Source organism: Caballeronia sp. S22 (assembly GCF_964261745.1).
Classification (GTDB): Bacteria; Pseudomonadota; Gammaproteobacteria; order Burkholderiales; family Burkholderiaceae; genus Caballeronia; species Caballeronia jiangsuensis.
In genome coordinates this window covers 103,887-115,918 of the sequence record NZ_OZ180037.1, presented here as the reverse complement: position 1 = coordinate 115,918, position 12,032 = coordinate 103,887, and the positions used below count along the sequence as shown (strand labels likewise).

General features: G+C 59.0%; 14 protein-coding genes. 6 read left to right on the top strand and 8 right to left on the bottom strand.

Annotated features, from left to right (window positions below):
- Positions 1 to 22: 22 nt before the first annotated feature.
- Positions 23 to 265, bottom strand: coding sequence for a DUF4148 domain-containing protein (locus ACEN42_RS24245; RefSeq protein ID WP_371884946.1), 243 nt, complete (start codon positions 263 to 265; stop codon positions 23 to 25).
- A gap of 561 nt (positions 266 to 826) precedes the next feature.
- On the opposite strand from ACEN42_RS24245, the gene ACEN42_RS24240 reads away from it, so the two are divergent.
- A complete protein-coding gene (locus tag ACEN42_RS24240; RefSeq protein WP_371884945.1) occupies positions 827 to 1,759 on the top strand; it encodes a LysR substrate-binding domain-containing protein in 933 nt (310 codons plus the stop codon).
- A gap of 76 nt (positions 1,760 to 1,835) precedes the next feature.
- Here ACEN42_RS24240 and ACEN42_RS24235 read toward each other — a convergent pair whose 3' ends face one another.
- Both ACEN42_RS24235 and ACEN42_RS24230 read right to left on the bottom strand, forming a co-directional pair.
- Entirely contained in the window at positions 1,836 to 2,942 is a 1,107-nt protein-coding gene (locus ACEN42_RS24235) for a porin (RefSeq protein WP_371884944.1), read from the bottom strand.
- 186 nt (positions 2,943 to 3,128) lie between these two features.
- Positions 3,129 to 4,340 (bottom strand): FAD-dependent oxidoreductase, encoded by a 1,212-nt coding sequence (locus tag ACEN42_RS24230; protein WP_371884943.1) that lies wholly within the window; start codon positions 4,338 to 4,340, stop codon positions 3,129 to 3,131.
- A gap of 446 nt (positions 4,341 to 4,786) precedes the next feature.
- Here ACEN42_RS24230 and wrbA point away from each other — a divergent pair, with 446 nt between their 5' ends.
- From wrbA to ACEN42_RS24215, 3 genes are all read left to right on the top strand, one after another.
- Positions 4,787 to 5,413, top strand: a complete 627-nt coding sequence (gene wrbA, locus ACEN42_RS24225) for an NAD(P)H:quinone oxidoreductase (protein WP_238212193.1) — start codon at positions 4,787 to 4,789, stop codon at positions 5,411 to 5,413.
- A 272-nt stretch (positions 5,414 to 5,685) separates the two neighbouring features.
- The gene (locus ACEN42_RS24220) at positions 5,686 to 6,177 is read left to right on the top strand and encodes a hydroxyquinol 1,2-dioxygenase (protein WP_187606747.1); all 492 of its coding nucleotides are present in this window, start codon (positions 5,686 to 5,688) and stop codon (positions 6,175 to 6,177) included.
- Between the two features lie 34 nt (positions 6,178 to 6,211).
- Complete coding sequence (locus ACEN42_RS24215) at positions 6,212 to 7,207, top strand: hydroxyquinol 1,2-dioxygenase (RefSeq protein WP_187606746.1); 996 nt, start codon at positions 6,212 to 6,214, stop codon at positions 7,205 to 7,207.
- 101 nt (positions 7,208 to 7,308) lie between these two features.
- On the opposite strand, the gene ACEN42_RS24210 is transcribed toward ACEN42_RS24215, so the two are convergent.
- Positions 7,309 to 8,628 carry a sorbosone dehydrogenase family protein gene (locus ACEN42_RS24210; RefSeq protein ID WP_371884942.1) on the bottom strand — a complete coding sequence of 440 codons (1,320 nt, stop codon included), beginning with the start codon at positions 8,626 to 8,628 and terminating at the stop codon, positions 7,309 to 7,311.
- A complete protein-coding gene (locus tag ACEN42_RS24205; protein WP_371884941.1) occupies positions 8,621 to 9,070 on the bottom strand; it encodes a DUF2231 domain-containing protein in 450 nt (149 codons plus the stop codon). Before ACEN42_RS24205 ends, ACEN42_RS24210 begins: the two co-directional genes overlap by 8 nt.
- A gap of 172 nt (positions 9,071 to 9,242) precedes the next feature.
- Between ACEN42_RS24205 and ACEN42_RS24200 the strand changes: the two genes are divergently transcribed.
- Both ACEN42_RS24200 and ACEN42_RS24195 read left to right on the top strand, forming a co-directional pair.
- Positions 9,243 to 9,506 carry a hypothetical protein gene (locus ACEN42_RS24200; RefSeq protein WP_371884940.1) on the top strand — a complete coding sequence of 88 codons (264 nt, stop codon included), beginning with the start codon at positions 9,243 to 9,245 and terminating at the stop codon, positions 9,504 to 9,506.
- A gap of 169 nt (positions 9,507 to 9,675) precedes the next feature.
- Positions 9,676 to 10,020, top strand: a complete 345-nt coding sequence (locus tag ACEN42_RS24195; RefSeq protein WP_238212185.1) for a response regulator — start codon at positions 9,676 to 9,678, stop codon at positions 10,018 to 10,020.
- Between the two features lie 24 nt (positions 10,021 to 10,044).
- Here ACEN42_RS24195 and hpxZ read toward each other — a convergent pair whose 3' ends face one another.
- Genes hpxZ through ACEN42_RS24180 form a run of 3 tightly spaced genes read right to left on the bottom strand, consistent with a single transcriptional unit; the run spans position 10,045 to position 12,022 of the window.
- A complete protein-coding gene (gene hpxZ / locus ACEN42_RS24190; protein ID WP_187606742.1) occupies positions 10,045 to 10,425 on the bottom strand; it encodes an oxalurate catabolism protein HpxZ in 381 nt (126 codons plus the stop codon).
- A complete protein-coding gene (locus ACEN42_RS24185; protein ID WP_371884939.1) occupies positions 10,422 to 11,846 on the bottom strand; it encodes an AtzE family amidohydrolase in 1,425 nt (474 codons plus the stop codon). The genes hpxZ and ACEN42_RS24185 overlap by 4 nt, the downstream gene beginning before the upstream one ends.
- Positions 11,843 to 12,022, bottom strand: coding sequence for an AtzG-like protein (locus ACEN42_RS24180; RefSeq protein WP_238212182.1), 180 nt, complete (start codon positions 12,020 to 12,022; stop codon positions 11,843 to 11,845). The genes ACEN42_RS24185 and ACEN42_RS24180 overlap by 4 nt, the downstream gene beginning before the upstream one ends.
- Positions 12,023 to 12,032 lie beyond the last annotated feature (10 nt).

The window sequence follows — 12,032 nt, the reverse complement described above, 5'->3', positions numbered from 1 at the left end:
ATGCCGCGTTTTATTGAGTAACTCATTCCGCTCGCGACGCTTGAACGGGCTTCGGTTGGTTCGCTGTCTGCGTTCGACGATCTTCCGCGATGCGCAGACTTTGCGGGTAGTGGATCCAATCGCCGGGGTTGTAACCCTGCTGCTCGAGTTCTGCAAGTTCTGCTCGCGCCTGCGCACGATTGAATGTGTCAGTGCTCTGCGCAGTCGCAGAAAGGGGGATCACTGCGAAAACTACCGAGAGGTAGAGCGCGAAACAAAATTTCATGGCTGGCGACTCCCAAATTTGGTGGGGGAAATACTGACCAGCCACCAAGATACCATAAAGTATGCGAATACGTTTAAGTATCTAAGGAAAATTTCCACGGAGATGGGAGGAGGCCGCGAGGGAGAAACTCGACGATCCGAGATCGAGCGGATAGAACCGGCTTGAGCGATCCACCCTCCTTGACCACCGAGATCAAGGCTTCAGCGAGATGCTCTGCGGCGAGTACGCCGGCTGACAGTCACCACCTGCGCGTCGGAATGCGGGGTGGCCGGGACCGTTGAGTCAAGCGTGACCAACAGGATCTTTGGAAGCAATGCGAAGTGGTTTGCCAATCCAGAACAGTCTGATCTGGTTTTGATATCTGTGGCCGGTTGAAGGCTACCCGCGGCGTTGCATCACAGGTTCGGGTTACGGGAATTCCACCCTAGTTCACTAAATTCCGAGGTGGTATCGTTTCGAACCCATCTTGCGCGTTACCTGCGCGCTGACCGACCTGACAGCGTAGCAACGCGGGATGGCCGAAGCGCACGCAACGAGTGCACAAGAAGCCGGAGACGTCTCGTGGATATTTACCTAAGCATAGAAGCATTCGTACGCGTCGCGGAGTCCGGTAGCTTTGCGGCCGCAGCGAGGCAGATCGGTGTCGCCAAATCCGTCATCAGCACGCGGGTTCAGCAACTTGAGGAGCATCTCGAGGTATCTCTGTTTCATCGCTCGAGCAGGGCGGTGAAAATGTCGGAGTTCGGCGCTTCGTACTACTCCGAGTGTCATGATCTTATCGGCAGGATGCAAGCCCTTTCGCAGCGCTCCCGCGATACAACGACTGCGCTAACCGGCACTCTGAGAATCGCGGCCTTGAACGGATTTGCGCTGGAGCATCTGCCGGACGTGATTGCGACCTTTCGAAAGAACTATCCGCATATCGATTTCGACGTCTTTGCCAACGACCAGGTCGTAGATCCTGTTCAGGAAGGATACGATGTTGTACTGCAGATCTTTCCGCCCGCGTCGGAATCTCTGATTGAGCGTCGCCTATTCCGAATGCGCGGCGTGTTCGTGGCTGCTCCGGGATATCTCAAAGAGAAGTCACCTATTTCCACTCCGGATGATCTTTGCGGCCACGATTTCGCCTGTTACCGATACTACCCGTGGCGTAACCGTTGGTCGCTCGATAACGGCTCGCAGCACAGCGAGATTTCGCTGGTTCCCACGCTTCGTTCCAACAGCGTACATCTGATTCAGGAGTTTGCTCGTAGAGAGGTGGGGATCGCCTATTTGCCAACTATGGTGGTCTACCGTGATCTTTTGGAAGGGCATCTCGTTCGCGTTCTTCCCGATTTCGAGACCGATGTACCTTATTTTTCTGCGGTCTATCCAACCTCACATCGCACTACGGCTAAGGTCAAACTATTCCTTGATCTTCTCTCTTCGACGTTTTCAATGGAGCCGGAATGGGACAGGTTGCTCGGCTTGTCCCAAGAAAAAAGCGAGTGATCGTGCCGGACAGGCTAATTGGTTCGATGTCCGTCCTGTGGCCTGCCGCATCGTTCGTTTGACGGGCAGGCCTTGATTAAAAGCGCGTTTGAATCCCTACGCGCCCTATACATTGAGAACGGCTGCTCGAAGGTCCGAAGGTTCCGTTGATAGATGCCGTCGCACCGGAGTTTGCGATCTGATAGACAACGTCGACATACGTCGTTGTCCGCTTGGACAGAATATATTGAGCAACGGCCGTCACCTGGTGCGCATGGTTTCGATCGACTACCTCATTCCCCCACATGTACATGTAGTCCGCGCCGAACGCAATTGAAGACGTGAATCGATAAAGGCCGCCCGCCTGCACCATATTGACTGTTGCTCCATTGGCGGTATTCCGGGTGTTCGTGAAGAGAGCAGATATCTGACTGGATCCAATCTTATATCGCACCCCGGCACCGATGTTCTGGATGGCTCCGCCTCCCAGCTCCGCATATCGTACGGACGTATAGGCGGCGCCAATGGCGAACGGACCCGCGGCAAAACTTCCACCCGCGCTCGATGCGCTATTTTGTCTGAAGTTGCCGGCTGTATTTCCGAACGCGAAAAGATAGCCTACCGACATCCCGGCGAATGTCGGAGACTTGTACTTTATCGAATTCGATAACGGCTGACTTCCACTCATGTGATCGAAGTCATATGCCTCGCCGGGAGGTGAATCCGGGAGTGCGAGTTTGGCGAACGGGCCATCACGAAAGTTGTAGAAGCCGCCCACGTAGGCGGCAGCGTCCGCATCGACATCGCCGAGGAGCGTGTCGACCATGAAGTCTTGCTGGCGACCGAAGGTCAAGGTGCCAAGATGATCGTCCGCCAGGCCGACAAAGGCTTCTCGAGAAAACAGCAGGCCGCTTGCCTGATCCGCATTACTCTTGAATCCAACGATCGAACCCGTACCGAGCATATACTGCGCGACGAGTCTGAACACGGCTTTGGTGCTCGCGTCGATATCCTCACTGCCTTGCAATCCAAAGAGATTAGGGACGCCGATTCCATCGTCCATCTTCCACGATGACGCCCCCCCGCGATTGCTTATGTATGAAATACCCGCATCGACGAGTCCAAACATGACGACGCTATTTTGAGCGTGGACGCACGGCGCGACCGTGAACAAGCTCGCTGCGATAAAACCAGCTTTTTTCATCTTTCCCTTCCGTTCAATTCTGAAAAGCGGAGGCGCAGACGATCTCCGATGCCGCGAGAAGTTCTGATTCTCGCGTCGTGCGGTTCGGCCTGATCGGATCGATACTCGTTTTAAGGACGTCTTCGACATCCACCGATGAGCGGTCTGACAGTGCGTGTCTCTGTCAGACCGTCGGATGTCGTGATGTCATGCAGCGAGGAGTTGCGGCTCGATAAACCTTCGGCCATTGAGCTTTTCGAAATCGAGGAGGATCTTGCGCATGACGGCTCGATCGGTGCCGGCGTGTTCGAGCATGGCGGTGTCGCGCGCGCGTTGTGCCGGGTCGCTCTCCTTCATCCAGGTGAAGTTGGCCGTGGCCGTGGGAGAGGTGAATTCGAGAAAGACCTTGCGGCGGTCGATCGCATATTCATCGAGCAGCTTGAGCGACGCACCCTCCTTGATCACCGAAATCAGGGCCTCGGCGAGATGCTCCGCGTCGAGTACGCCGCCCGACAGTCCAAGGCCACCCATTGGATTGGTTGCGTGAGCGGCATCACCTGCCAGGATCACACGGCCACGACGGAACTCGGGCGCGCATCGCTGGTGAACGCGATATGGGTTGAGATGGTCAACCCGGTATTGATCGGGCGTCGGCGCTCCAGGCAGCAGACGTTTGAAGCGCTCGGGCAGGCGCTGGCGGACTTCGGCCTCTGATATCGACGGATCTTCTCCGTAGCAGACCCGCCACAAGCCACTTTGATCGAGCTGGACGACGACCGCCCAGTCGACGGGATCGTGGACGAAATTGGCGCGTGAATAGCCGTGCAGCGAGAAATCATAGAAGACGTTGGTGGCCACGAGGCGCTCGGCCCACGTGATGCCGTCGAAGGTCAGGCCGACCTTCTCGCGCACCGTGCTGCGTGCGCCATCGGTTGCGGCGACCCAGCGCGTGCGCAACCGTGTCGTGCCACCGGGGCCACGGGTCTGGAGCGTGACCCACGAGGCATCCTGATCGATGGCCTCGACGCGATGATTCCAGCGGATATCCACATTGGGCAGGGTGCGCAAGTGCTGCACGATGACGTTGGACACGTGGTTCTGTCCAAGCAGCAGCATGTATGGGTAGTCCGTGTCGTGAGCGAGGACGCTCCAGTCCATTGTCGCGATGAGCGAGCCGTCACCGTGCCGATAGGCGAAGTCCGGACACCACACTGCACGTTTGCGGATGTCATCGAGCAGGCCGAAGCGATCCAGCGCGGCGGCGGTGGGTGGCATATAGGCTACGGCTCGCGGTGAGGGCGAAACACCTGGCTCCGCCTCGAGCACGATAACCCGCACGCCTGCCTTGCCGAGCTTCAGGGCGGTGAGCAGTCCAACGGGACCGCCACCGATGACCACCACGCCGTCTAACGTTTCCATGTCTTGTCTCCTATTGATGTGCTTATGCGGGGAATGTCCCGCCCCCTGCGCGTCGGACTGCGGGTGGCCGGAACAGTTGAATCAAGCGTAACCAACAGGATTTACGGAAGCAATGCGAAGTGGTTTGCCAATCCAGAACAGTCTGATCTGGTTTTTGTGCCGTGATTCTGGTGAATCGAGAGGGTAAATCCGGTTGACAGGATTTTAATGTCGACGCCTTGGCGTCTGAAGCCCTTCGATGTCGACGGAACGCACCGTGCGGATATGCCGATCGGATCGTTCGTGAAACCCGAACGGTGACGCGGTTGTCTTGTTTAATGGTCCTGCTTATGCTGAAAGTGGCAGACGGATCGTGAGCCGGATCGGTTGCAATCCGCCACAGGACTATGGAGTGCATTCCATCGGTCATATTGCCTTCAGGCACAGACACTAACTCAGGAAGAGACATGACGACCAAAATTCAGATCGTTTTCTATAGCTCGTATGGCCATATCTACAAGATGGCCGAGGCGATCGCGGCCGGTGCGCGGGCAGTCGGAGACACCGAAGTCACGCTATTGCAGGTGCCCGAACTGGTACCCGAAGATGTTTTGGTCAAAAGCGGAGTCAAAGGCTATCGCGCCGCGTTCGCCAGTATTCCTTTCGCGACGCCGGAGGTGCTGGCGGAGGCGGACGCGATCATCTTCGGTACTCCGACGCGGTTCGGCAACATGTGCGCGCAGATGCGTAATTTTCTCGATCAAACAGGCGGGCTATGGATGTCGGGCGGACTGATCGGGAAGGTCGGCAGCGTCTTTACGAGCACTGCGTCGCAACACGGTGGCCAGGAAACGACGATCACCAGCTTTCACACGACCCTTCTTCATCACGGGATGGTGATCGTCGGAGTTCCTTACTCGGAGCAACGTCTCGTCAACATGAGCGAAGTATCGGGCGGAACGCCGTATGGAGCGTCGACCCTGGCGGGAGCGGATGGTTCGCGTCAGCCCAGCGACAACGAGCTTCAGATCGCCCGGTTCCAGGGAGAACACGTCGCGACGATTGCAAAGCGATTGACTGGCAATTCGAAATGACATGCTTCGCGTGAGCGGAGTTTGAATTGGATTGGAATTGGAAGCCTTTAGCGTCGCACGGCATGGCGATTCGTGTCGCCATGCTGCTTCGCGTTGTCACACGGACGGCATCTAGCGCATTCCCTTAACGGCATGATGCTAGGTAGAAATCCTGACATCTTATCCAAAGACTCGATGTTCGCGATTCCAGAACGTTCCGCGCATTGATGAACTCATAACCTCCGTCTAATCTTCAGTCACGCAACAGTTCACGGAATCAAACGGAGGCAGAAATGCAAGAGACGTTGTTTGGAAGCTTGAATAGCTTTAAGAAGGGATCCATCGAGATCATTAGCGGCAAGGCTGAGCATTACGCGATGTCGAATGTTTTCGAGGTTGCTGGCGCTGCCAGGCCATACGAAAAAATTGTCGTTGGAAAGAATCTCAAGTATGTGATCGAAACCATTCGTGCGGAAGGCGCTTCGCCCTGGTTCTGTGCGTCGCACGATGAATTCGTCGTGGCGATCGATGGCGAAATCGATGTGCATTTCGTCAAGCCATCAGACGGGCCGCTCGTCGACGCGGCCGTTGAAGGCAGCGTTCTTCTCGATAAGGATCCGGCGGGGCAGCGCATGGGACGCGTACGGTTGCGCCGAGGCCACCAGGCACTGTTGCCCGCTTGCGCCGCATATCGTTTCGACGCGGCGACCACGGGGGTACTTCTTCTTCAAACTATTCGTGGTCGGCATTCGGTCGAAAAGTGGGCTGATATCTGTGTGCGTTGATTCACCTTTACGACAAGCCAGTTTCGGAGTTCATATGGAAAACAGAAGCAATCAGAAATCCGTCTCCGCGAGTGATGCGGACGCAGTAACCGGATATCGTGCATTCCGGCTTGGCGATTTCGAATTCAGTCGGGACTCGTATTTCGCCACGGTGAAGTGGCCGTCGAAAGGGCAAACCCGTACGCATCAGATTCCGGTCGACGACTTTCTGCGCGCCATGATGCGCGATGTCGCATGGGGATTCTTCTACGGCTGGGTCAACTTCGATCACGTCCTTGGGACCCGCAACCATTACGGCAAGGTCGATCTGTATGCTGGCACGTACAACGCGAACTTCAAGGAAGCGGGGATCGATTACGTGCAGCAGTTCGACACGCCGCTAATCATGGCGACGTTCAAGGAGATCCTCAAGGATTGGGTCAATGAAGGCTTCGACCCGTTCGCGGCGCCCGGGGAAACCGGTTCTGCTTTTGGCGATAAGAATGGCGATAACCTCGAGGCAATAGAGCGCTTTCGCATTGCGACGAAGCGCATGCCGGGCATCGAGGGCGATTCACCATTGCGCGACGACCTTCCGGTTAATCGCCACTTTGCAGATGTCGAGCAGGACGAGCCCGAGGTTCACGCCGAGCCTGGCTTCGAACAGGAGTTGCACGCATTCAGCCTGTTCAAGTATCTGTCGCGTTCGGACGTGACATGGAATCCTTCGGTTACCTCGGTGTGTCAGCAAAGTCTCTTTTGCCCGACCACGGAGGAATTCATGTTGCCGGTGTTTCATGGCAACGATCGCGTCGAATGGTTTCTGCAGCTCTCGGACAAGATCATCTGGGACATTGCTGACAAGGATAGCGGTGAGCCGCGCGCGCGCATCACGATGAACGCGGGCGACATCGCGGCAATGCCCGCCGACATCCGTCACAAAGGTTATTCGCAGAAGCGTTCGATGCTGCTCGTGTGGGAGAACGCCACGCCTGATCTGCCGAAGCGCTATGAAAGCGGCGAATTGCTGCCGTATCCAATCCAGTTGTAGCGCTTTCGCTTTTCTCGCGACCACACATGCGGCCACGCTGAATGGTTGACGTCGCGAGAAAGCTCAAACCCAGTTCTTTCAGCGGAGCGGGCTAGTACGCATTACCCGCCCGCGCCCGTAACACGCCACACCGCGTTGCCGACGTCATCGGCGATCAACAGACCACCTTCGCGGTCCTGCGCGACGCCCACAGGCGCGCCGTACAGTTCCTTCTGATCCGCCGATGTAAAGCCCGTGACGACATCCTTTGGCGCACCGACAGGCTTGCCGTTCTCGAATGCCACGTAGGAGACCACATAGCCGCTCAATGGCGAGCGATCCCAACTGCCGTGCTCACCAATGAAGGCACCGCCGCGATACTGCGCCGGAAGACTGTTGCCGGTATAGAACATCAGCCCAAGCGGCGCGACATGCGAACCTATCGCGAAGTCTGGAGGAATCGCCTTGGCGACGAGGTCGGGACGTTGCGGCTGTGCGCGCGGATCGACATGCTGGCCGTAATAGCTATAAGGCCACCCATAGAAGGCATTCTCCTTCACCGAGGTCAGATAGTCGGGCACGAGGTCCGCACCGATTTCGTCGCGTTCGTTCGCGACTGCCCACAACTGGCCTGTCTTCGGTTCCCATTGCAGTCCCGTCGGATTACGAATGCCTGCCGCATAAATGCGGCTTGCGCCCGTGGCCGCATCGACTTCGAGCACGTCCGCGCGCCGATACTCGACGTCCAGGCCGTTCTCGCCGACATTGCTGTTCGAGCCGACGCCCACGTAGAGCTTCTTGCCGTCACGACTCGCCAGCAACGATTTGGTCCAATGATGGTTGATCGTATCGGGGAGATCGGCGAGCTCGACGCCGCGCTCGTTGATGCTCGTTGCGCCCGTCTTATAGGGAAACTTCAGGATCGCATCGGTATCGGCGACATAGAGGGTATCTCCGATAAGCTGCATGCCGAATGGAGAATGCAGATTGTCGATGAACACATGCCGCTCCCATTCGCCGCTGCCGTCGGCTGACTTTCTCAGTAGCGTGATGCGATTCGCGCCCTTGGCCTTCTTTCCGGACTTGCTCTCGATCAGTCCCGCGATAAGCTGCTTCGGCGTAGTCACGGCCTCTTCGTCCGGGCTATTCGATTCAGCCACGAGAACGTCACCATTGGGAAGGGCATAGACCTGCCGAGGATGCACGAGTCCCGATGCAATCTTTTCGATCTTCAGACCGTCGGCGACCTTGGGCGCGGCGCCGTCCTTCCATCCCACATGTTTCGGCACCTGCATTGGCGGCGCGAAGAAGTTGCGCGCCTCGGGCATTGGCGGATTGGCTCCCGCCTGATGCACCGCGTCGTATTGCGCGTGTTCGTTGCATCCACTCATCAACCCCGAAACGGCGACGACGAGCGCGTATGCCGCGGTGTGCTTATTCATGAGCCGCCTCCGCGAAATCGAGCCGGTTCATTGCCACGGCGATATGGGCGGTGCTCAGCAGCACGACGGTGACGACAGAGAGGATGACGTTCTCCGGCACCATCGCATAAGCATCGCGGCTGTGGACGAACGCATTGACGATCGCTGCGACGATCGCAAGCAGATTGAGCCAGAAGTCCATCCTCTCGATTCGCGATACCACGCGCCGCCGTTGCATCCATACATGACCGAGGTTGAGCAGACGGGGAATGATGGCGACGATCAGCCCCGCTGTGACGAGCCACGCGGCGCCCTTGCCCCAGAACACATTACGCGTGCTCATATACGTGATGTCGAAGATCAGCGCGCCGACAAAGAGTCCATAAGGGATGGGATTCATGAGTTCGAAGATGGCCGGAGCGATCCTCGATGGATGTCTGGTGGCGGCGTGCGTGACGGACATGGCTTTGTCTCTGAAAGTCGTATTGCGGTCGTCTCTGCATCGTCCATGCCTGAGTCCTTCGTTTGCCTGACGGCGCGCGCAGCGGCAAAGCGTCGGGATGCAAGGGGCCAGTACGCTACTAAAAGTTTTGTGTTGCAATGCACCATGACGCCCATCACGACGAGGGGAATTCATGAAGACGCAATCCGTGATTGCTGTCGTGCGATTTGCCACTCGCGAAGTTTTGGCAGAATTCCAGCCGTCGACGGGACGCTTGCTTGTGATGGAGGGTAGCGAGGTCATCGATGCGTTGCACCCGCCGGATTCCTGGATGGCGCTCGCTTCGCTGAATCATGGCGACGGATGGGGAACACGTCCGACGCCCGCCGACCTTCATCACTTTCTGGAACGCTACATAGCGGCCGCGCCGCGATTCGGCCTGTCGTCGGCTGAATAAAAATCGGGAAGCGATCGGCGCAAACATCCTGCCAAAGAATGGGGCGGGAATGAGTCCTTTCGAGGTTGGCCTGCATCTTGCTCAATAGACAACAGCTTCAGGACGGTCTGATCTCAAAAGCCCTTGAGTCGACCTGAGGCATGACGAACAACGCCTCGGTGACTCAACTATGCGCGTCCTCTTTGTAGAAAATGATATGCGCCTCTGCGAGGCGTTCCGAGATCTGGCAAGGTCTCTGGGGCACGACGCGGATGTCGCTTATGACGGGCATCAGGCGATGCTGCTCACGCGCGAGACCCGATACGACACGATCTTTCTGGACATCGGCTTGCCGGATGTGGATGGCCGCGATCTGTGCAGGCGCTTGCGGGCGGCGGGGCCGAGCAAGCTCGCATGTGTCGTCGCGGTAACAGGTGACGCGCGTCACGTGGACGAGCTGTCGGATCATTTTGATGGCGCATATCTCAAGCCGCTTACGGAAGACGGATTCAAGGCTGCGCTCGATGCGTGCTGAGCTGATCGTCGAACCGCACAGCGTCTACGCGCCCATCCAGCTCACATGCGCGCTCACCACGCGCCAGCCGTCGGGCATCTTCACCCACGTCTGACTCTGTCTGCCGATGCGCGGCTCGCCATCGCGCCGAAACTCGATATTGGCGACGGCGAACGCGTCGCCGTATGTCGTCACGACGCGCGCCGTGATCTCCCGCGCGAGGCCTTGGCCCGGCCGCGCAGCGCGAAACGCGCGTATCGCATCGTAGCCGTAGAGGTTTTCCGTCGCGCCATAGCGCAGGGTATGCGGTGAGTCGAAGAACAGCGTGTCGAGCATGGCGACGTCATTGGTGACGAGCGCTTGCTCGTACGCGTCGAAAGCCGCATCGACTTCGGCAAGCACGTCGGGCCGATTGATCTCGTTCATGCGTCCGCTCCCGGCAAAAGCAGCGCCTCGTCGAACACGGGCGGCGGCGGGCAATGCGCGACCTGCGCCGTCTCCAGCCTGCGCGCCGCTTCGAACGCGAGATCCTCGCGCCACGGCGGTGCGATCAGTTGCACGGCAATCGGCAACCCGCTTCTCGTGCGCATCGGCGCGGCGACGACCGGCAGTCCGAGGCACGACACCGGCTGCGTCAAGAGCCCCAGATTTGGCCGCACGGCGAGCCGCTCGCCGTTGATGTCCATGAACTCGTCGCCGATGCGCGGCGCGACCATCGGCGTGGCCGGCGCGACGAGCACGTCGTAGCGTTCGAACAATTCGAGCACGCGGGTTCTCAACGCCGCGCGCACGCGCTGCGCCTGCACCACCCACGCCGCCGGCAGCAGCGCGCCCGCGATCAGGCGATCGCGCGACAACGGTTCGCGCTCGTCGTATCGCGTACGCAGGTTCGCCATGTGCAATTGACCGCCCTCGGCCGCCGTGATGAGAAACGCCGCGCCGCGAGCGGCATCGGCATCGGGATACTCGACGGTCTCGGACGCGCCCAGCGCCTCTGCCGCCGCATGTGATGCATGGCGCGCGTCGTCGTTCGCGTGTTCATCGAAATAGCCGCCGAGCCGCGCCACTCGCAATCCGCCGTGCTTCGCATTCGCGGATTCGAAGGCCCGTTGCGCGCACGCGGGATCGAGCGGATCGGCGAACTGCAATGCGTCGTAGGTGGCCGCGAGGTCATCGACGCTGCGCGCAAAAGCGCCCATGTGATCCAGGCTCGCGACGAACGGATAGGTGCCGTGGCGCGACAGGCGTCCATAAGTCGGCTTCACGCCGAACACGCCGCACAGCGACGCGGGCACGCGCACCGAGCCGTTGGTGTCCGTACCGAGCGTGATGGGCACGAAGCCCGCCGCGACCGCCGCTGCACTGCCGCCCGACGATCCGCCCGCCGAGCGCGTCAGATCGTGCGGATTGCGGCACGGCCCCGCATGATGATTCTCGGTCGTGAAGCCATAGGCGAACTCGTCCATGTTGAGTGCGCCGATCATGATCGCGCCCTGACCGGTGAGACGCGTCACGAGCGCCGCATCGCGGGCGGCGGCCGGCGCGTCCCCGAGCACGCGCGAACCGGCCAACGTCGCGATGCCCTCGATATCGAAGAGATTCTTCGCGGCGAACGGCACGCCCGCGAGCGGCGGCAACGTGTCGCCACGCGCGCGGCGGGCATCGAGCGCGTCCGCTTCCCTGAGCGCGCGTTCGCGTGTGATGGCAGTGAATGCGTTGACCTGTGCGTCGTATGCGTCGATGCGCGCGAGCGTCGCCTCGATCAGTTCGCGGGCGCTGAAGTCGCCGTTGGCATAAGCGCGCGCGATGGCGAGTGCGCCATACGGAAAATGGTTCGATGTCGTCATGGGCGATATACCGGCGCGGGTTCGTCGTTGGCATCGACGTGATACGCGAGCACAGGCGCGGCGAGCTGCGCAATGCGCGCGAATTGCGCTTTCACGCGCGCGGCGGCTTCGTCGGACAGCGCCGGAAAATGCAACGCGAGCGCGGCTTCGACATAGGCGTCGATGGAAGAGGACATGGGGTTCATG